Annotated in this window: 16 protein-coding genes; 3 read left to right on the plus strand and 13 right to left on the minus strand. The window is 72.2% G+C overall.

From position 1 onward, the window contains the following. The first annotated feature begins 22 nt into the window (after nucleotides 1–22). The gene (locus tag ACFSKW_RS41025; RefSeq protein ID WP_379579439.1) at nucleotides 23–1,249 is read left to right on the plus strand and encodes a hypothetical protein; all 1,227 of its coding nucleotides are present in this window, start codon (nucleotides 23–25) and stop codon (nucleotides 1,247–1,249) included. Between the two features lie 162 nt (nucleotides 1,250–1,411). Then, nucleotides 1,412–2,287, plus strand: a complete 876-nt coding sequence (locus ACFSKW_RS41030) for a CAP domain-containing protein (RefSeq protein WP_379579441.1) — start codon at nucleotides 1,412–1,414, stop codon at nucleotides 2,285–2,287. Between the two features lie 70 nt (nucleotides 2,288–2,357). On the opposite strand, the gene alc is transcribed toward ACFSKW_RS41030, so the two are convergent. The 7 genes from alc to ACFSKW_RS41065 all read right to left on the minus strand — a co-directional run bounded on the left by alc (nucleotide 2,358) and on the right by ACFSKW_RS41065 (nucleotide 9,610). After that, complete coding sequence (alc, locus tag ACFSKW_RS41035) at nucleotides 2,358–3,305, minus strand: allantoicase (protein ID WP_379579443.1); 948 nt, start codon at nucleotides 3,303–3,305, stop codon at nucleotides 2,358–2,360. A gap of 55 nt (nucleotides 3,306–3,360) precedes the next feature. Beyond that, nucleotides 3,361–4,665: an allantoinase AllB gene (allB, locus tag ACFSKW_RS41040; RefSeq protein ID WP_379579445.1), complete on the minus strand. Its 1,305-nt coding sequence runs from the start codon at nucleotides 4,663–4,665 to the stop codon at nucleotides 3,361–3,363. A gap of 28 nt (nucleotides 4,666–4,693) precedes the next feature. After that, nucleotides 4,694–5,869, minus strand: coding sequence for a glycerate kinase (locus tag ACFSKW_RS41045; protein WP_379579447.1), 1,176 nt, complete (start codon nucleotides 5,867–5,869; stop codon nucleotides 4,694–4,696). A gap of 93 nt (nucleotides 5,870–5,962) precedes the next feature. Then, on the minus strand, nucleotides 5,963–7,660 hold the full coding sequence (gcl, locus tag ACFSKW_RS41050; protein ID WP_379580255.1) for a glyoxylate carboligase: 1,698 nt from the start codon (nucleotides 7,658–7,660) through the stop codon (nucleotides 5,963–5,965). A 2-nt stretch (nucleotides 7,661–7,662) separates the two neighbouring features. Next, complete coding sequence (locus ACFSKW_RS41055) at nucleotides 7,663–8,487, minus strand: NAD(P)-dependent oxidoreductase (RefSeq protein ID WP_379579449.1); 825 nt, start codon at nucleotides 8,485–8,487, stop codon at nucleotides 7,663–7,665. After that, nucleotides 8,484–9,251 carry a TIM barrel protein gene (locus tag ACFSKW_RS41060; protein WP_379579450.1) on the minus strand — a complete coding sequence of 256 codons (768 nt, stop codon included), beginning with the start codon at nucleotides 9,249–9,251 and terminating at the stop codon, nucleotides 8,484–8,486. The genes ACFSKW_RS41055 and ACFSKW_RS41060 overlap by 4 nt, the downstream gene beginning before the upstream one ends. After that, nucleotides 9,248–9,610, minus strand: a complete 363-nt coding sequence (locus tag ACFSKW_RS41065) for an allophanate hydrolase-related protein (protein ID WP_358123664.1) — start codon at nucleotides 9,608–9,610, stop codon at nucleotides 9,248–9,250. Before ACFSKW_RS41065 ends, ACFSKW_RS41060 begins: the two co-directional genes overlap by 4 nt. A 174-nt stretch (nucleotides 9,611–9,784) precedes the next feature. On the opposite strand from ACFSKW_RS41065, the gene ACFSKW_RS41070 reads away from it, so the two are divergent. After that, a complete protein-coding gene (locus ACFSKW_RS41070; protein ID WP_379579453.1) occupies nucleotides 9,785–10,933 on the plus strand; it encodes a winged helix DNA-binding domain-containing protein in 1,149 nt (382 codons plus the stop codon). Here ACFSKW_RS41070 and ACFSKW_RS41075 read toward each other — a convergent pair. The 6 genes from ACFSKW_RS41075 to ACFSKW_RS41100 all read right to left on the minus strand — a co-directional run bounded on the left by ACFSKW_RS41075 (nucleotide 10,930) and on the right by ACFSKW_RS41100 (nucleotide 18,546). Then, nucleotides 10,930–12,006, minus strand: a complete 1,077-nt coding sequence (locus ACFSKW_RS41075; RefSeq protein ID WP_379579455.1) for an XdhC family protein — start codon at nucleotides 12,004–12,006, stop codon at nucleotides 10,930–10,932. The two genes, ACFSKW_RS41070 and ACFSKW_RS41075, sit on opposite strands and share 4 nt — an antisense overlap. Beyond that, the gene (locus ACFSKW_RS41080) at nucleotides 12,006–13,403 is read right to left on the minus strand and encodes an NCS2 family permease (RefSeq protein ID WP_379579457.1); all 1,398 of its coding nucleotides are present in this window, start codon (nucleotides 13,401–13,403) and stop codon (nucleotides 12,006–12,008) included. Before ACFSKW_RS41080 ends, ACFSKW_RS41075 begins: the two co-directional genes overlap by 1 nt. A 106-nt stretch (nucleotides 13,404–13,509) precedes the next feature. Further along, nucleotides 13,510–15,831: a xanthine dehydrogenase family protein molybdopterin-binding subunit gene (locus tag ACFSKW_RS41085; RefSeq protein ID WP_379579459.1), complete on the minus strand. Its 2,322-nt coding sequence runs from the start codon at nucleotides 15,829–15,831 to the stop codon at nucleotides 13,510–13,512. Further along, complete coding sequence (locus ACFSKW_RS41090) at nucleotides 15,828–17,210, minus strand: 8-oxoguanine deaminase (RefSeq protein WP_379580257.1); 1,383 nt, start codon at nucleotides 17,208–17,210, stop codon at nucleotides 15,828–15,830. The genes ACFSKW_RS41085 and ACFSKW_RS41090 overlap by 4 nt, the downstream gene beginning before the upstream one ends. 2 nt (nucleotides 17,211–17,212) lie before the next feature. After that, nucleotides 17,213–17,686: a (2Fe-2S)-binding protein gene (locus tag ACFSKW_RS41095; RefSeq protein ID WP_379580259.1), complete on the minus strand. Its 474-nt coding sequence runs from the start codon at nucleotides 17,684–17,686 to the stop codon at nucleotides 17,213–17,215. Then, nucleotides 17,686–18,546, minus strand: a complete 861-nt coding sequence (locus tag ACFSKW_RS41100; protein ID WP_379579461.1) for an FAD binding domain-containing protein — start codon at nucleotides 18,544–18,546, stop codon at nucleotides 17,686–17,688. The genes ACFSKW_RS41095 and ACFSKW_RS41100 overlap by 1 nt, the downstream gene beginning before the upstream one ends. Nucleotide 18,547 lies beyond the last annotated feature (1 nt).

An 18,547-nucleotide genomic window follows, 5' to 3' on the forward strand; every position in this document is an offset into this window, starting at 1 on the left:
GCCTGAGACGGTAGACCGGGGTGTGAGACTCACTGCGGCCCTGCCCGCCGCCCTGGTCGCCCTTCTGGCCGCCGTCGCGGGGTGCACCCCGGCGGGCGGCACCTCCGCGACCGCCCCGCGCTCCGGTACTTCCACCCAGGCCGCTCAGGGCACACAGGCCGCTCAGAGCACGCAGGCCAACCAGAACACCCAGGCCACCCAGGCCGCGCAGCCCACCCAGGAGGCGGTTCCCGGCCGCGGCGCGGCGGCGGAGACCGCCCGCCACGGTCCCGGCGACCCCATGCCGCCCGTCTCGGGGCGTCCGCTGGAGCCGGGCAGCGGGCTGCGCCTGCTGGTCACCGGCGAGGGCGAGGTCTTCAGGCTCGACGTGGACTCGCGCGTCCGCACCCGCGTGCGCGGCCTGCCGTACGGCGAGCGGACCTGGGCCTTCACCGCGGGCTCGCGCGAGCTCGTCATGTCCACCCCGGACGACGCCGACGCCGGAGGCCGCCTGTTCCTGCTGACCGGCGACCGGGCCCGCCCGCTCGGCGGTACGGCGCTCTTCGCGTTCGCCGCCGCCGACGGCAAGGGCGTGTGGACGCTCCAACGGGTCAGGGCCGACGAGTGCCGCCTGCGCCCGCTCGACTTCCGCGGCCGCGAGCGAGGCAGGGCACTGCGGGTCGCCTGCTCGCGGGCCCCCGCCCAGGACACCCCACAGGGACTGCTGTCGTTCGCCGAGCAGGAGCGCGCCCTGCTGCTCGACAGGGCCACGGGCCAGGAGGTCTTCGCCGAGCAGAGGGTGCACGCCGTCACCCGCGACCTCGTCCTGGTCTCGAAAGGCTCGCAGCCTGACCCGGCGCTGGTCGAGCCGGAGGCCGCCCGGCGCACGCCGCTGCCGGCTCCTGACACCGAGGGCACCCCCTCCACGGCCGAGGTGAGCCCTGACGGGCGGCGGATCGCGCTCTGGTTCGCCGACCCCGCCTGGCCAGGGCCCCGCCAGTACCTCGACGTGCAGGTGCTGGACCTGGGCACGCGGACGTGGACGCGGTTGCCCTCGATGCCGGTGCCCGCGTCGATCAAGTCGACCTCGATGGCGTGGACCCGCGACGGCCGGCTGGTCCTGGCGGGCGACTTCGTCACCACAGGCAAGGTCATGCCCGCCGAGTTCGACTACGCCTCCTTCGTGGTCGCGTGGCGGCCCGGCGAGTCCCTGCTGTCGCTGCGCAGGCTCGACCTGCCGCCGCACCACCGGGCCAGGCTCAGCCCTTGAGACGCCGCCCCCGCCACGTCGCGTGATCCGAGCCTCATGCCTGTGACCTGCTAGGACTTGTACCGCGCGTTGTACGATGACCAAAAGCGGCACAGGTTGGCTCTGCTCTCCCGGCCCGAGGTCCGGCGGGGAGGCCGGAGCGAGGGGGCTGCTGGAGACATCATGACCAGGAAGTGCGCGCCAGGACTGGTCGCGGTCGCGGTCATCGGGGTGCTGGCGCCGACGGCACCCGCCACCGCCGGTGCCTCGACCGCCGTCCCACCCGGCACGAGCGTGGCCGACCGCGCCGTGCCCTGGGGGCCCGCCCAGTCGGGGAACTCCCTCGCCAGGGCTCGCGGCACGCTCTCCATCAGGACCTCGAACGGCGACGACACCACCGCGCAGGTCACCTTCTCCCTCTACGATCTGGACGGCACCTCCGCCGAGGCAGGCGGCGAGTGCGCGTACGTGGTGTTCCAGGCACTCAAGGGCAACGCCCGATGGAGCGAGGTCCACCAGGCCCGCCACTGCGGCGGCTCCACGCCCGCTGCCGACGGTTTCGAGGTGCAGGGTGTGAAGGGGGTGCGGGTTCGGGTGTGCCAGTACGACCCCGACGGCGAGTCCGTCGGCGAATGCGGCCGCTGGCGGACCCTGTACGACATCGGCTCGCTCGACGCCGTGGGGATGGAGAACGAGGTCGTCAGGCTGACCAACGAGGCGCGTGCCGCCGGGGGGTGCAGGCCGCTCGCTCCCGACACGCGGCTGCGCTTCGCCGCGATGAGGCACGCGGCGGACATGTCGGCCAAGAACTACTTCAGCCACGCCTCTCCTGACGATCGCGGTGCCGCCAACCGCATGGAGGAGGCGGGATTCTCCCCGCTCGGCCCCTGGGGCGAGAACATCGCCAGGGGTCTGCCCACCCCCGCCGACGTGGTGAAGTCCTGGCTGGACCACCCGAGCGACAACGCGAACATCATGAACTGCGACCTCACCCACATCGGCGTGGGCTACGCCCCCGCGGGCGACTACTGGACGCTCGTCCTCGCCGCCCATCGCTGACCCGCCCGCCACCCTGGAGGCCGGACGCGGGCCTGCGCCCTGGGGCCGGATGCGGGCCCGCGCCTCCGCGCTAGGCCGGTGTGCCGAGGAGGCGGACGCGGGCCAGGCCGCCGTCGGGGTAGATGTCGACCCGCACGTACGCCGCAGCGGGCGCGTCCTCCAGCCGGAAGCGGTGCGGGGTGTCGGGCTGCAGCCGGGTCGTGGGCAGCAGCTCGAACCACGTCTCGCCGTCCACGCTGCCCTTCAGCGACACCGCGCCCGGCGCGTTGAACAGCAGGTTGGTGGTGTCGATCTCGACCAGCCTGATCACGCCGAGCGTCGCGAGGCGGATGACGAGCCAGTCGTTGCCCTCGTCGCGCCTGCGGGCGGTCTCCCACCCCTCCGCCTGGTGCCTGGCCAGGCCAGGAGCCAGGACGTTGTTGGGCGCGGAGTAGAACTCGTTGGAGCAGGCGGTGACGACCGCGCCGTTGGCCAGCGCCGCCAGGTCGAGCCCCAGCCCCTCGTACACCGACAGGTCGGGGCGGACCTCTCCGTGCACACGCAGACGGGCGATGCCGCCGTCGGGGAACATGTTGAGCCTGACATGGGTGTAGCGGTGCTCGTCCGACACCTCGAAGGCGTGCTCGGCGTCGCCCTTCAGATCGACCTTGGGGACGATCTGAACCCAGTCGGCCGCGGCCAGCTCGGCGGGGCTCGGATAGCCGTCCATCGCGCAGGCCTCGACGGAGGCGTGGGGCGGGTAGTTGCCCTTGAACCACGCCGTGTCGATCACCACGCCGCGGATCACGCCGGGCATGCCCAGGCGCACGATCGCCCAGTCGTGGCCGGGCTCACGACGGCGGCGGGTCTCCCACCCGTCGTACACCTGGCCCTTGTTGCCGAACGTCTCGGCCTTGAAACCGGGACGGCCGGGCCTGATGAGGCTCTCCTTCTCGGCGAACGACTCGTCGTTGGCGGCCACGACCGAGCCGCCGACGGTGCGCAGGGCCAGGTCGGGAAGGGTGGTGAAGTCGGGCATGCGGTTCGCTCTCTCCTGGTCGGTCTCGATGGCGGGTCAGAGGGCTGGTGGCGGGTCAGAGGAAGACGCCACGGGGCGGCGCGGTGACGTCCACGGGGACGCCGCGCAGCCACGTGGTGCGGACGGCGCCCTTGAGCGTGCGTCCGTGGTACGGCGTGACGGGGTTCTTGTGATGGAGGGCGGCGGCGTCGACGGGCAGGTCGGCGGCGGGGTCGAAGGCGACCAGGTCGGCGTCGGCGCCCGGGACGAGCCCGCCCTTGCCGCGGATGCCCGCCAGCGCGGCGGGATTGGCCGACATCCAGCGCACCACGTCGGCCAGGCCGTGCCCGCGGGTCGCGGCCTCGGTCCAGATCGCCGGCAGGCCGAGCTGGAGCGAGGCGATGCCGCCCCACGCGGCCGCGAAGTCGGGCAGCTTGAGGTCGGCGGTGGACGGCGAGTGGTCGGACACGACGCAGCTCAGCACGCCGTCGGCGAGCCCCGCCCAGAGTCGGTCACGGTTCTCGGCAGAGCGGATGGGCGGGCAGCACTTGAAGGCGGTGTCGCCGTCGGGCACCTGCTCGGCGGTGAGCGTGAGGTAGTGCGGGCAGGTCTCCGCCGAGACGCGCACGCCGCCACGACGGGCCGCCGCCAGCGGCTCCAGGCAGTCGGCGCTGGAGACGTGCAGGATGTGGACGCGGACGCCGGTCTGCCTGGACAGCTCGATCGCCTGCTCGACCGCGCGCCGCTCCGAGGCGCCCGGCCGCGAGTCCAGGAACTCGGGGTAGGTCGGCCCCGCGGGCTCCAGCAGCAGTGACGGGTCCTCCGCGTGGACGACCATGAGCCCGTCGAACTCGGCGATGACCTTGAGCGCCTGCCGTACCTCGTCGGGGGTCAGCGGAGGGAACTCCTCCACCCCGGACGGTGAGAGGAAGCACTTGAAGCCGTAGACGCCCCGCTCGTGCAGGGGGCGCAGGTCGTCGAGGTTGCCGGGGATCGCGCCGCCCCAGAAGCCGACGTCCACGTAACACTGGCCGGCGGCGGCCTCCTGCTTCGCGGTGAGCGCGGCGGCGGTCACGGTGGGCGGCAACGAGTTGAGCGGCATGTCGACGATCGTCGTCACCCCGCCCGCGGCGGCCGCGCGTGTGGCGGAGGCGAACCCCTCCCAGTGGGTACGGCCCGGCTCGTTGACGTGCACGTGGGTGTCGACCAGGCCGGGCAGCAGAGCCAGGTCGCCGAGGTCGACGTCCTGCCCCGCGTCGAGGGCGGCGTCGTAGGCGTGCACGGCCGCGATCTTCCCCTCGCGCACCGCCACGGCCGCGGGGCGCTCGCCCTCGGGCGTGACCGCCACGCGGGATCGGACGACCAGCTCGTATTCGCTCATCTCCTGCCTTTCCTCGAAGGGGTGCGCATCAGCTCAGCCTGTCGGCGGCGACGCGGGCGGCCAGACGTTCGAGGAGGGGACCCGCCTCGGCCATGCAGCGGGCGGGGTCGGGCTCGATGTCGGTGAGCGCGTAGGCCGCCTCGATGCCGGTCGCCCGGAGCGCCTCGTCGGTGAGCGTACGGCGACCGCAGACGGCGATCACGGGAACGCCCGCCTTCGCCGCGGCCTGGGCGACGCCGACGGGGGCCTTGCCGCGCAGCGACTGCTCGTCGAGCGAGCCCTCGCCGGTGATGACCAGCCGCGCGCCCTGGACCTGGTCGTCGAAGCCGAGGAGCTCGAGCAGGTACTCGATGCCAGGGCGGATCTCGGCGTGCAGGAAGGCGAGCGCGGCGAAGCCCACCCCTCCGGCCGCGCCGGCGCCCGGCGCCCCCGCCACGCCCATCGGGCGGGGGGTGCCGTCGTGCTCGACCGCGCCGAGCAGGCCGTGCGTCTGGGTGGCGACGGCGGCCAGCCGGCCGAGCGCGCCTTCGAGCAGGACGACCTCGTCGGGGGTGGCGCCCTTCTGCGGGCCGTAGACGGCGGCGGCGCCGTGCGGGCCGAGCAGGGGGTTGTCGACGTCGCTGGCGACGACGAACTCCACCCCAGAAATGTCGATAAATCCAGAAATGTCAATCTTGGCCAGGTCCCGCAGCGCCGCCCCGCCCCTGGCCAGCTCGTCACCCTCGGCGTCGAGCAGGCGTGCGCCCAGCGCCTGGACCATCCCCGCTCCTCCGTCGGTGGAGGCGCTGCCGCCGAGCCCGAGCACGATCCTGCGGGCGCCGCGCCGTACCGCGTCGGCGACGAGCTCGCCGGTGCCCCTGCTCGTGGCCGTCAGCGGCTCGGCGTCACCGGGGAGTTTGCGCAGCCCCGAGGCCTCGGCCAGCTCGATGACGGCGACGGGATAGGGATCGGCGTCGGCGTGGGCGGCAGCGGTGGGGAGCCAGGCGTAGGAGGCCGGGACCTGCGTGCCCGTCGGCCCCGTCACGTTCAGGGTCACGCGGGTGAAACCGCAGGCCACGGCGGCGTCGACGGTGCCGTCGCCGCCGTCGGCGACCGGCAGCTCGACGGTGGGGACGCCCAGCCCTGCCGACACCCTGGCGGCGACCTCGGCCGCCGTCAGCGACCCCTTGAACTTGTCAGGGGCGACAAGAACATGCTCAACCACTGCGACACTCCCAGGCCGATGATGAAGAATGGGCTGGCACGCCTTCCTGCCCGGTGCGAGCGGGCAGGAGGGCGTGCCTGCGATGACCCATCATCACACTTCGGCGGGAAGCGGCTCGAACTCGCGCACCGCGTCGATGGACAGCCCGTGCGGGGTGTTGGCCTCCCGCTCGATCATGACCTCCACGAGCACCGGCCGCGACGTGCGCGTGGCCTCCTTGGTCGCCCACTCCAGCGAGGAGCGGATCTCCGCGGGGTCGAAGACGCGCACACCCGAGCAGCCGTACGCCTCCATGATCTTGACGTTGTCGGTGCCGTACTCGTCGAAGTGGATGTCCACCTGGTAGTTCATCTCGTACGGCAGCGACGCCTGCCTGATCAGGCCGAGATACTCGTTGTTCAGCATGACGAGCACGAACGGCACGTCGTACTGCGCCGCGACGGCGAGCTCCTCCACCAGGTACTGGAAGCCGTAGTCGCCGACCACCCCGACCACCTGCGCGTCCGGGGCCGCCTTCTTGACGCCGATCGCCGCGGGGATCTCCCAGCCGAGCGGCCCGGCCTGCCCGCACACCTGGTAGCGGCGCGGCTTGAAGGCCTTCTGGTGCTGACCGCCCCAGATCTGGTAGAGCCCGATGGCGGTGACGAAGTAGGTGTCCTCGTCGAAGAAGTCGTTGATCTCCTTGTAGACGCGGGGTGCCTTGACGGGGATGTCGTCGAAGTCCTCGCGCCTGGTGAGCGTCCTGCGCAGCTCCCGCACACGCTCGACCCACGGTCCTGGCGCACGGCTGACCCCTCGCGCCTTCGCCAGGTCGATCATCGCCCGCAGGAACAGCCGGGTGTCGGAGACGATGCCGAGGTCGGGCTCGAAGACCCTGCCGAGCTGGGTCGGCTCGATGTCGACGTGGATGAACGTGCGCTCGCCCCTGTAGACGTCGAGCGTGCCGGTGTGGCGGTCGCCGAAGCGGGAGCCGAGGGCGAGCACGAGGTCCGATTCGAGGAAGGAGGCGTTGCCGTACCTCTGGGAGGTCTGGATGCCGGTCATCCCGCTGTGCAGCGGGTGGTCGTCGGGGATGGAACCCTTGCCCATGAGTGTGACCTGCACGGGCACCTGCAGCAGCTCGGCCAGCTCCACCAGTTCGGCGGAGGCGTCGGCGCCGATGACGCCGCCGCCCGACAGCAGCAGCGGGCGCTCGGCGGCCAGCAGCAGGTCCAGCGCCTTCTCGACGCGGGGCAGGTGCGGCTCGACGGCGGCGACGGGCAGCGGCGCGTCGATGGCGGGGTCGTACTCGATGAGCTGGCGGGCCACGTCGACGGGGATGTCGATCAGCACGGGGCCCGGACGGCCCGAGCGGGCGACGCGGAAGGCCTCGCGGAAGATCCACGGCGCCTGTCCCGCCTCCTTGATCTGCACGGCCCACTTGGTGACGGGCGTGGCGATGGCGACGATGTCCACCGCCTGGAAGGCCTCCTGATGCAGCTTGGTGGAGGCGGCCTGCCCGGTGATGCAGACGATCGGGATGGAGTCGGCGAACGCCGTGTAGAGACCGGTGATCATGTTGGTGCCGGCCGGGCCCGAGGTGCCGATGGCCACGCCGACGCGGCCGTTCGTGCGGGCCCAGCCGTCGGCCATGTGGGTGGCGCCCTCCTCGTGCCTGACGACGAGGTGCTCGATGCCGCCGAGCTCCTCCATCGCCTTGTACAGCGGCAGGATCGCCGCGCCCGGGCAGCCGAAGGCGACGTCGACGCCCTCGGACTTGAGGACCTCCACGACCGCGTTCATCGCGGGCATCTTCATCGGCTGAGCCTTTCGATCACCAGGAGCAGGGCGGAATGGTCGAGCGAGCCGTGCCCCTGCGCGCGGGCGGCCGCGATGAGCTGCGCGGTGAGCGCGGACATGGGTAGCGCGACCTCGGCGGTGCGAGCGGCGTCGAGGATGATGCCCATGTCCTTGTGGTGCAGGTCGATGCGGAAGCCCGGCTGGAAGCTGCGGGCCAGCATCGATTCGCGCTTGAGGTCGAGGATGCGGCTGGCGGCCAGCCCTCCCGCGAGCACGTCGAGCCCGGCGGCGGCGTCGACGCCTGCCGCCTCCATCAGCACGATGGCCTCGGCGACCAGCGCGTAGGTGCCGCCGACGACGAGCTGGTTGGCGGCCTTGACGAACTGTCCCGCGCCAGGGCCGCCGACGAGCCTGAAGGTCTTGCCCACGGCCTCGAAGATCGGCCTGGCCGCCTCGAAGTCGCTCTCCGCTCCGCCGACCATGATGGAAAGGACGCCGTCGACCGCGCCCTTCTCGCCGCCGGAGACGGGGGCGTCGAGCGTGCGCTTCCACTGCTCGGCCAGCTTGCGCGAGGTTTGCGGCGTGATGGTGGAGAAGTCGATGTAGAGCGCGTCCTGCGGGGCGTTCGCGGCGATCTCGGGGAACACGGCCTCGACCTGCGGGTCGGCGGGGAGCATCGTGATGACGACCTCCGCCTCCCTGACCGCCTCGGCGATGCTCGCCGCGGTCGGGAACGGCCGCGGCACGACGTCGTAGCCCACGACCTCGTGTCCCGCCTTGACCAGGTGCTCGGCCATGGGCAACCCCATGATCCCGAGCCCGATGAATCCAATCCTCACGTGACGAGCTCCTGTTCGTGTGTGGGGGCCGACCACTTCGAGACCCACCCGAAGTCGAGGTCGGGGTCCTTGTACTCCAGGCCGACCCAGCCCTCGTAGCCGTCGAGCAGCTCGGCCAGGGGCAGGGATCCGGTGCCTGGGCGGCCGCGGCCGGGGTTGTCGGCGATCTGCACGTGTCCCGTCAGCGGGTGCGCGAGCGCGGAGGGCAGGTCCTCGCCCATGCGCGCCAGGTGGTAGAGGTCGCACAGGAAGCGCACGTTCGGCTGCCCGACCGCCTCGATCACGTCGGTGGCGGCCTTGACGGAGACCAGCGGGTAGGACGGCGACTCGTAGACGTTGAGCGCCTCGACGAGCACGACGGCGTCGACGGCCGCGGCCTTGCGGGCGGCCAGCGCGAGGTTCTCCAGCGCCGGTTCGCTCTCGCCGTTGTTGCCGTACAGGGCGTTGAGCGCCAGGCAGCCGAGCCGTCCGGCGATTCCTACCGCGACGTCGATGTTGTCCCTGAACCTCGCCACGTCGCCAGGGCGTCCCACGAGGCCGCGTCCGCCTTCGGGGATGTCGTCGACGAAGTTCAGGCCGACGAGCCGCACGCCCGCGTTCCTGATCGCGTCGATGAAGGCGTCCACCTCCCTGTCGCCGGGCACGGCCTTGTCGAAGGGCCACCAGAACTCCACCGCGTCGAAGCCTGCGGCCTTGGCGGCGGCAGGGCGTTCGAGCAGTGGGAGCTGGGTGAACAGGATCGAGCAGTTGACGTCGAACCTCACGAAACCCACCTTCCTTGCGAGGTGATGTCGATGAGCGGCACGTGCGAGGTGACCGGCTTGCGCAGCAGCATCGCCAGCGACGAGCCGCCGTCGGCCAGCTCGATCACCCCGAGCTCCAGCTCGGGCGGCTCGGCCGGCAGCAGGCGGTCCCGCAGGACGTCCATGTCCACGTCGTACAGCTCGCCCGCGATGGCGGCGCCGCCGTGCGCGACGGGCACCAGCGCGGGGCAGCGCCCGCCGACCGAGTAGAACCGGTACTTGGGCGCCGTCTCGGTCTGTGCGACGAGCGGCGCGCCGTCGAGGAGGTGGTGCAGCGGCCCGCCTCGCATCGCGCCGCCGTTGAGGAACATCAGGGCCATCGCAGGCTCCTCTCGTGGGGAGAGGCCCGTAGTTCTGCCGTCGGCAGCGCGGTACCTGGTGTGCCAACCAGTAGACACACCCGCCCTCCGCCGGGTCTACCGGCAGGACGTCCGAAGCTGCGGGGCGGGGAACGCGCCCGGATTGTGCGTTGGTCCAACCTCTATGCTCCGAGCATGCGCATGAGTACCGCACAGCGCCGCGCCCGCCTCGGCGTCAGGCACCTGCTGGCCGAGCGGGGCGGCAGCGTCGAGGAGGCGGCGCAGGCCGTGGTGGCGCTGCACGGCACCGACCCCGCCACGGTGTTCCTGTCGGCGGCGGCGCGGGCGGGCGTGAAGGGCCCCGAGCCCGTGGAGCGGGCCCTGTACGAGGACAGGACGCTGGTCAGGATGACCGGCATGCGGCGCACGATCTTCGTGGTGCCGCGCGGCCTCGCTCCGGTCGTCCACCACTCCAGCACCCTCGCCGTCGCGGTGAGGGAGCGCAGGCTGCTCACCCGGCACTTCGAGGAGGGCGGCGGCTTCGACGGTGAGTGGATCTCTCGGGTCGAGGCCAAGGTGCTGGAGGCGCTGCGCGAGCACGGCGAGGCGACGGCGGCCACGCTGGGAACTGTCGTTCCGGAGCTGCGCGAGCAGCTCGTCTACGCGGCGGGCAAGCCGTACGAGGCCAGGCAGGGGGTGGGTACCAGGCTGCTGTTCCTGATGGCGGCCGAGGGCCTGATCGTCCGGCAGGGCAGGCCCTCGGGCTCGTGGATCAGCGGGCAGCATCGGTGGGCGCCTGCGCCCGAGATGCCGCCGATGGCCGTGCGGGACGCGCAGGCCGAGCTGGTGCGCAGGTGGCTGGCGGCCTACGGCCCCGGCACCGAGGGCGACCTGAAGTGGTGGACCGGCTGGTCGCTCGGCGACGTGCGCAAGGCGCTGGGGGCGGTGGGCGCCGTCGAGGTCGAGTTGGAGGACGGTCCGATCGGCTACGTCCTGCCGGACGACGTCGAGGCGGTCGAGTCCGAGCCGTGGGCGGCCTTCCTGCCGGCGCTCGACCCGACGCCGATGGGCTGGCAGCAGCGCGACTGGTACCTGCCGCAGGCGCATCGAGCCGAGCTGTTCGACCGATCGGGCAACGTCGGCCCCACCGTGTGGTGGAACGGCGCTGTCGTCGGCGGGTGGGGCCAGCGGGCGGACGGCGAGGTGGTGTGGCGGCTGCTGGAGGACGTCGGCGCGGACGCCCGCCAGGCCGTCGAGCGCGCGGCGGCGGGCGTCGGGGCCTGGCTGGACGGGATGACGGTGACGCCGCGCTTCAGGACGCCCCTCGAACGGTCGCTGCGCTAGGCGTCCACCAGCCGGTCGCCGGTGAACCTGTGGATGGGCCCGCCCGTCTGCGACAGCGGCACGCCGCTGCCGCCGCGCCGGGCGGCGACGATCTCCGCCACGATCGACACCGCGGTCTCCTCAGGCGTGCGCGCGCCGAGGTCGAGGCCGATGGGCGAGCGCAGCCCGCCGAGTTCCTCCTCGGTCAGCCCCTGCTCGCGCAGTCTCCGCATCCTGTCCCTGTGCGTACGGCGTGAGCCCATCGCCCCCACGTACGCCGCTCCCGTCCGCAGCGCCACCTCCAGCAGCGGCACGTCGAACTTCGCGTCGTGGGTGAGAACGGCGATGACCGTGCGGGAGTCGACCTCGGTCCCGGCCAGGTACCGGTGCGGCCAGTCCACGACCACCTCGTGCGCCTCGGGGAAACGCCGGCGGGTGGCGAAGACGGGCCGGGCGTCGCACACGGTGACGTGGTAGCCGAGCAGGCGGCCCGCCCTGGTGAGCGCGGCGGCGAAGTCGATGGCGCCGAAGATGAGCAGGCGCGGCGGCGGGGTGTGCGACTCGACGAACAGCTCCACGCGCCGCTCGCCGCAGCCGACCTCGCGGACGCCGGTCAGCCCCGCCTCCAGCATGGCTCTGGTCTCGGCGACGACGACCGCGTCGAGTTCGTCGTCGCCCATGCCGCCTTCGTGGCGGTCGGGCCACACGACGACGGCGCCGGCCGTATCGCCGAACGCCCTGGCCACCGCGACGCGCTCGCCCTGCCGTACGGGCTCGAGGAAGCGGGGGCTCGGCCAGACGAGCACCTCGATGACGCCGCCGCAGGTCAGGCCGACCGCGAAGGCGTCGTCATCGCTGTAGCCGAACGTCTGGCGGACGGGGACGCCGCCGGCGGCGACCTCCAGGCACAGTTCGTAGACCGCGCCCTCGACGCAGCCGCCTGACACGCTCCCGATGGCCTCCCCGTCGGCCGACACCGCCAGCGCCGCGCCCGCGGGGCGGGGGGCGCTGCCGGTGGTCGAGACGACGGAGGCGACGGCGAACGGCCTGCCCGAGGCGGCCCAGGCCTTCAGCTCCTCCAGGAGTTCGAACATCAGCCGATGAGGCTCTCGATGAAGCCGATGCCGAAGTACCCGACGAAGATGGCGCTGATCACCCAGAGCAGCCAGTGGATCTCGTCGAAGCGGCCGCGGGCGGCCTTGATGACGGTGTAGGCGATGACGCCCGCGCCTACGCCGTTGGTGATGGAGTAGGTGAAGGGCATCAGCGCGATCGTCAGGAACGCGGGGATCGCCAGGTCGAGGGAGTCCCACTCGATCTTGCGGGCCGCGGTCATCATAAGGGCGCCGACCAGCACCAGCGCGGGTGCCGCCGCCTGTGCGGGCACGACCGCGGCCAGGGGCGTGAGGAACATGGCCGCGGCGAACAGCGCCCCCGTGACGAGGCTGGCGAGGCCGGTGCGAGCGCCCTCCCCCACCCCGGCGGCCGACTCGACGACGACGGTGTTCGCCGAGGCCCCTGTGCCGCCGCCGATGACGGCGCCGAGGCCGTCGATCGTCAGGATCTTGCCGATGCCCTGGATGCGGCCCTGGGAGTCGGCCATGCCCGCCTCCTCGCCGACGCCGAGGATGGTGCCCATCGCGTCGAAGAATCCGGACAGGACGAGCGTGAACAGCACGACGGTCGCGGTGAGGAAGCCCGCGGAGCCGAACCCGCCGAACAGGTCGACGCCGAACAGCAGCCCGAAGTCGGGTGTGGCGATGATCTGCGAGGGCATCGCGGGGGTGACCACGCCCCACTTGAGTCCCGGTACGGCCGCGTTGACGACGATGGCGAAGACCGTCGCGACGACGATGCCGATGAGCAGCGCGCCGGGCACCTTCCTGACGAACAGGGCGATGGTGAGCAGGAGCCCGGCGCAGAAGACCACGATCGGCCAGCCGGCCAGGTGACCGCCGACGCCGAGGGTCACGGGCGTGCCCGCGCCCTTGCCGACGAACCCCGCGTCCACCAGCCCGATCAGGGCGATGAACATGCCGATGCCGACGCCGATGGCGTGCTTGATGGGGGTCGGGATGGCGTCCATGATGAGCTGCCTGACCCCGGTGAGGGCGAGGATCACGATGACCACGCCCTCCAGGACGACCAGGCCCATCGCCTGCGCCCAGGTCATGTGCGGGGCCGCCTGGAAGGCCACGACGGGTGCCACGCCCAGGCCGGAGGCCAGGGCGAAGGGCGCGTTGCCGACCAGGCCCATCAGGATGGTGGTGAGCGCCGCCGACAGCGTGACGGCGGTGGTGAGCTGCGGGATCGTCATCGTGGCGCCGGTCACGTCCTTGGCGCCGCTCAGGATGATCGGGATGAGCAGGACGATGTAGGCGACGGCCACGAACGTCGTGATGCCGCCGCGCACCTCTCTGCCTACCGTGGTGCCCCTGGCGGCCAGTTCGAAGAAGTCGCCTGTGACGGGCTTGGGCTTCAGCTGGGTCATGGTCGGGGCCCTCCTCAGGGCATGGTCGACCTACGGCACGGCATGACAGGCCGCGCCGCGGGGGGTGTGGTTGTGGGACCGCCGCAGACGGGGCGGCCCCTGTTGATCAACTCACTGCTGCGCCGAGCGTGATGTGCTCGGGGCGGACCGGCACCCGGTTGAGTGCGAGACCCGTGGCGTCGCGGATGGCCGCGACGATCGCGGGCGTGGAGGAGAGCGTGGGTGGCTCTCCGGCCCCGCGCAGCCCGTACGGCGCGCGCGGGTCGGCGTTCTCGAGGATCTCCAGCCGCATCGGCGGCATGTCCTGGATGGTCGGGATGAGGTAGTCGGTGAAGGACGGGTTGCGCACCTTGCCGTCGCGCACCACGATCTCCTCCATCACCGCGAGGCCGAGGCCCTGGGCGCTGCCGCCGTGGATCTGGCCTTCGAGCGAGAGCCTGTTGATGATCCGGCCGACGTCCTGGACGGCCGCCAGCTCGACGACCTTCACCAGGCCGAGCTCGACGTCCACGTCGACCACCGCGCGGTGGACGCACAAGGCGAGCTGGGTGTGCGAGTCGCCCTGCCCGGTCGCCTTGTCCATGCCGGTGGTCGGCTCGTGGTGGTACTCGCGGGTCTCCTCGATGGCCTCGTCGCCGAGGATCTCCTCGATGGAGGCGATCACGCCGGCGCTCGCGGAGACGACCTTGCCGCCGACGAGTGACAGGTCGTCGTGCTCCAGCCGTTCGAACAGCCGGTCGCGCACGGCCTCGCAGGCCGCCTTGACCGCGCCGCCCGTCATGTACGTCTGGCGGGAGGCGGAGCTCGATCCCGCGTCGCCCACCTGGTTGTCGGCGGGGTGGATGACGACCCTCTCGATGCCCAGCTCGGTGCGAGCGATCTGGGCCTCGACGGTGACCAGTCCCTGTCCCACCTCGGCCGCCGCGGTGTGCACCAGCGCGGTGGCCTCTCCCCCGACGACCTCCAGGCGGACCCTGGCGGTGGAGTAGTCGTCGTACCCCTCGGAGAAGCAGATGTTCTTCAGCCCGACGCCGTAGCCGACGCCGCGCACGACGCCCTCGCCGTGGGTGGTCTGCGACGCGCCTCCCGGCAGGTTCCTGATGTCCCCGGCGTCGAGGCCGGCGGGCAGCGGCAGGGTGCGGGCCTGCTCCAGCATCTCGGCCATGGGCAGCGGCGCCCACAGCACCTGCCCGGTGGCCAGCCTGGTGCCCTGGCCGGCGGCGTTGCGCTGCCTGACCGTGACGGGGTCGAGGCCGCAGGCGGCGGCGAGCCTGTCCATCATCGACTCGTAGGCGAAGCACGCCTGCACCGCGCCGAAACCGCGCATCGCGCCGCAAGGCGGGTTGTTGGTGTAGACGCCGTACGCGTCGATCTTGACGTTGGGAATGTCGTAGGGCCCGACGCCCAGGGAGGCGGCGTTGCCGACGACGTTGAGCGTGGCCGAGGTGTAGGCGCCGCCGTCGAGCAGGATCTCCACGTCCGCGTAGACGATCCTGCCGTCCCTGGTGGCCCCGTACTCGTAGCGCATCTCGGCCGGGTGCCTGTGCACGTGGCCGAAGAACGACTCGTGCCTGTTGTAGACCATCTTGACGGGCCGTCTCGTCCGCATGGCCAGCATCGCGGCGTGGATCTGCATCGACAGGTCCTCGCGACCGCCGAACGCCCCTCCCACGCCCGACAGCGTCATCCGGATCTTGGACTCGGGCAGCCCGAGACAGGGCCCGATCTGCTTGAGGTCGTTGTGCATCCACTGGGTGGCGACGTAGAGGTCCACCCCGCCGTCGTCGGCCGGTACGGCCAGCCCCGACTCGGGCCCGAGGAAGGCCTGGTCCTGGATGCCGACCTCGAAGGAGCCGGTGACCACGACCTGCGCCGTGGCCCTGGCCGACTCGACGTCGCCCATCCGCACCGGCTGGTGCCTGGCGGGGTTGGGCCGGTCCTGTACCTGCGGATAGTCGGGGTCGAAGGCTGCCCTGCGGGCGTCGATGAGCGGGTCGAGCACCTCCCACTCGATCGCGATCTTCTCCAGTGCCCTGCGGGCGATCTCGGGATGGTCGGCGGCCACCAGCGCGATCGGCTCGCCCTGGTGGCGGACCTCGCCGATGGCCAGGACCGGCTGGTCCCAGGTGAGGTCGAGTCCGAAGTGCTTGCGCCCCGGCACGTCCTGCTCGGTGAGCACGGCGTGCACGCCCGGGTGGGCGAGGGCCGCCGAGGTGTCGATGGACACGATGCGCGCGCGGGGATGGGGGCTGCGCAGCGTCGCGCCCCACAGCATCCCGTCGATCCACAGGTCGGAGGAGTAGGCGAACTCCCCTTTGACCTTGAGCGTGCCGTCGGGCCGCAGCGGGCTGTCGCCCACCCCGCCCTGACCGGGCACGGCGATCTCGTGCGGTGCTCTCAGCGGTGTGCTCTGTCGGGAGCCGGTCACGCGTGAACCTCCTTGGCTGCGCTGAATCCCTGCTCGGACGCCAGGCGCAGCAGCCTGCGGTGGGCGTCGGCCCCCGCGCGTCCGGCCGCGTCCTGGGGCACCGTGCGCAGCTCGTCGTCCTCGACGACCGTCTCCCCGCCGACCAGCAGCCTGGCCAGCGGCGGTTGCCTGGTGCCGAAGACCAGCTGGCACACGGGGTCGGTGACGGCGGAGCCGAACGCGCCGTCCACGCGCCACAGCGCGATGTCGGCGAGCTTGCCCCGCTCGAGCGAGCCGAGTTCGTCCTGCCTGCCGAGGTTGCGCGCGCCGCCGAGCGTGGCCGTCTCCAGCGCCTGCCTGGCGGTGAGCGCGGTGGGGCCGTAGCGGGCGCGCTGGAACAGCAGCGCCTGCCGCATCTCGCCCGCCATCGTGGTCAGCTCGGAGGAGGCGTTGCCGTCGACGCCGAGACCCACGTTGGCGCCGCGGGCCAGCATCTCCGACACGCGGGCGATCCCCGCGCCGAGCCGGCCGTTGGACGAGGGGCAGTGCGCCGAGCCCGTGCCGGTGCGGGCGAACTTCTCGATGTCGCCGTCGCTGAGGTGCACCGCGTGCGCGAACCACACGTCGGAGCCGAGCCAGCCGAGCTTCTCCATGTAGTCGACGGGCCGCATCCCGAACTGCTCCATGCAGTGCTCGTCCTCGTCGAGGGTCTCGGCCAGGTGGGTGTGCAGGCGCACGTTCGCGGCCCTGGCGAGGGAGGCGGCCTCGGTCATCAGCTCGGCGCTGACGGAGAAGGGCGAGCAGGGCGCCACCGCGACCCGCAGCTTCGAGGAGAAGGAGGGGTCGTGGTAGGTGTCGATCGCCTCCTGCGTGGCGTCGAGGATCTCGTCGAGCTTCTCCACCACGACGTCCGGCGGGAGGCCGCCCTGCGACTGGCCCCTGTCCATGGATCCGCGCGCCGGATGGAACCTGATCCCGACCGCGCGAGCGGCCTCGACCTCGGCGCCGAACAGGTCGCCGCGGCCCTTGGGGAAGACGTAGTGGTGGTCGGAGGAGGTCGTGCAGCCGGACAGGGCCAGCCAGCCGAGCCCCGCCGTGGCCGCGCCGTGCACGACCTCGGCGTCCATCGCCGCCCACACCTGGTAGAGCGACACCAGCCACTCGAACAGCGTCGCGTCCTGCGCGAGGCCCTGCGAGGCCCACTGGTAGAGGTGGTGGTGGGTGTTGACCAGGCCGGGCGTGGCCAGGCAGCCGCTGCCGTCGATCCGCTCATGGTCGCCGCCCTCCGGCGGCGCCGCGGGCCTTCCCCTGCCGACCTCGACGATGGTGTCGCCCTCGATCCTGATGAACCCCGACTCGATCTCGGGGCCCACGACCGGCGCGATGCGGACGTTCTCGATGATCAACGCAGTGCCGCCTTCCTGGCGGCGGCCAGCCGTACGGCGTCGAGGATCTTCTCGTAGCCGGTGCACCTGCACAGGTTGCCGGCCAGCGCCTCGCGGATCTCCGCGTCGGACGGCCGGTCGTTGTGCTGGATGAGGTCGTGCGCCTGGACGATCAGGCCGGGCGTGCAGAAGCCGCACTGCACGGCGCCGCACTCGACGAAGGCCTCCTGCACGGGGTCGAGCCTGTCGCCGTCGGCGAGCCCCTCGACCGTGCGGACCTCCCGCCCTTCGACCTGGCCTGCCGCGACCAGGCACGAGCAGACGGGCGTGCCGTCGAGGTAGACCGTGCAAGAGCCGCATTCGCCCTGCTCGCAGGCGTTCTTCGAGCCCGGCAGGCCCACCCGCTCGCGCAACACGTAGAGCAGGCTCTCGCCCTCCCACACGTCGTCGACGGCCTCGGTGCGGCCGTTGACGGTGAAGTTCACGCGCATCACGCGGCCCTCGCTTTCCTGTAGTCGTTCCAGGCCCACGTCAGGGTCCTGCGGGCCATGACCGCGATCGCGTGCCTGCGGTAGTCGGCCGTGCCGCGCACGTCGTCGATCGGCGAGGCCGCCGCCGCGCACAGCTCGCCGAACCGCTTGAGCACGGCGGGGTCGAGGCGGGCGTCCCAGTCCAGCTCGCCCGCCATGAACTCCTCGGCCTCCAGCGCCCTGCGGGGCGTCGGGGCGGCCGAGCCGATCCCGGTGCCGACGCGTCGCTCCGACGGGTGCAGCGCCACCGCGAACGAGCACACCGCGATCACCATGGCGTTGCGCGTGCCGACCTTGGAGAAGTACTGCGGCCCTTCGGCGGTCTTCATGTGGAAGGCCCTGATCAGCTCGTCGGGGCGCAGCGCGCTGCGCTTGACCCCGAGGTAGAACTCGGAGGCGGGGATCAGCCTGACCCCGCCGTCGCGCGACTCCACCTCGATCACGGCGTCGCCCGCCAGCAGAGGCGGATGGCTGTCACCCGCCGGCGAGGCGGCGCCGAGGTTGCCGCCGACCGACCCGCGGTTGCGGATCTGCGGCGAGCCGACCGTCCGCGACGCCTGCGCGAGGCCCGGCAGCGCGCCGAGCAACTCCTCGATGATCCGCACGTACGGCACGCCCGCGCCGACCCTGTACACGCCGTCGACGAGCTCGATCGTCTGGAGCTCGGCCACCTGGTTCAGGTCCAGCAGGGACACGGGCCTGTGCACGTCGAAGTTGATCTCGACCATCACGTCGGTGCCGCCCTGGATGGGTACCGCCTCCGGCTGGTCGGCCTTGGCCGCCAGCGCCTCCGCCCATGTCGTGGGCCGCAGAAAGTCCATG

This window comes from Nonomuraea mangrovi (assembly GCF_042681425.1).
Taxonomy (GTDB): domain Bacteria; phylum Actinomycetota; class Actinomycetes; order Streptosporangiales; family Streptosporangiaceae; genus Nonomuraea; species Nonomuraea mangrovi.

What these genes read in the sequence shown, in the direction of transcription:
- ACFSKW_RS41080 (WP_379579457.1), bottom strand. Translation starts at nt 13,403, where the DNA reads ATGACCCAGCTGAAGCCCAAGCCCGTCACAGGCGACTTCTTCGAACTG.
- ACFSKW_RS41065 (WP_358123664.1), bottom strand. Translation starts at nt 9,610, where the DNA reads ATGGCCCTGATGTTCCTCAACGGCGGCGCGATGCGAGGCGGGCCGCTG.
- ACFSKW_RS41075 (WP_379579455.1), bottom strand. Translation starts at nt 12,006, where the DNA reads ATGTTCGAACTCCTGGAGGAGCTGAAGGCCTGGGCCGCCTCGGGCAGG.
- gcl (WP_379580255.1), bottom strand. Translation starts at nt 7,660, where the DNA reads ATGCCCGCGATGAACGCGGTCGTGGAGGTCCTCAAGTCCGAGGGCGTC.
- ACFSKW_RS41100 (WP_379579461.1), bottom strand. Translation starts at nt 18,546, where the DNA reads ATGGACTTTCTGCGGCCCACGACATGGGCGGAGGCGCTGGCGGCCAAG.
- ACFSKW_RS41030 (WP_379579441.1), top strand. Translation starts at nt 1,412, where the DNA reads ATGACCAGGAAGTGCGCGCCAGGACTGGTCGCGGTCGCGGTCATCGGG.
- allB (WP_379579445.1), bottom strand. Translation starts at nt 4,665, where the DNA reads ATGAGCGAATACGAGCTGGTCGTCCGATCCCGCGTGGCGGTCACGCCC.
- ACFSKW_RS41070 (WP_379579453.1), top strand. Translation starts at nt 9,785, where the DNA reads ATGCGCATGAGTACCGCACAGCGCCGCGCCCGCCTCGGCGTCAGGCAC.
- alc (WP_379579443.1), bottom strand. Translation starts at nt 3,305, where the DNA reads ATGCCCGACTTCACCACCCTTCCCGACCTGGCCCTGCGCACCGTCGGC.
- ACFSKW_RS41095 (WP_379580259.1), bottom strand. Translation starts at nt 17,686, where the DNA reads ATGCGCGTGAACTTCACCGTCAACGGCCGCACCGAGGCCGTCGACGAC.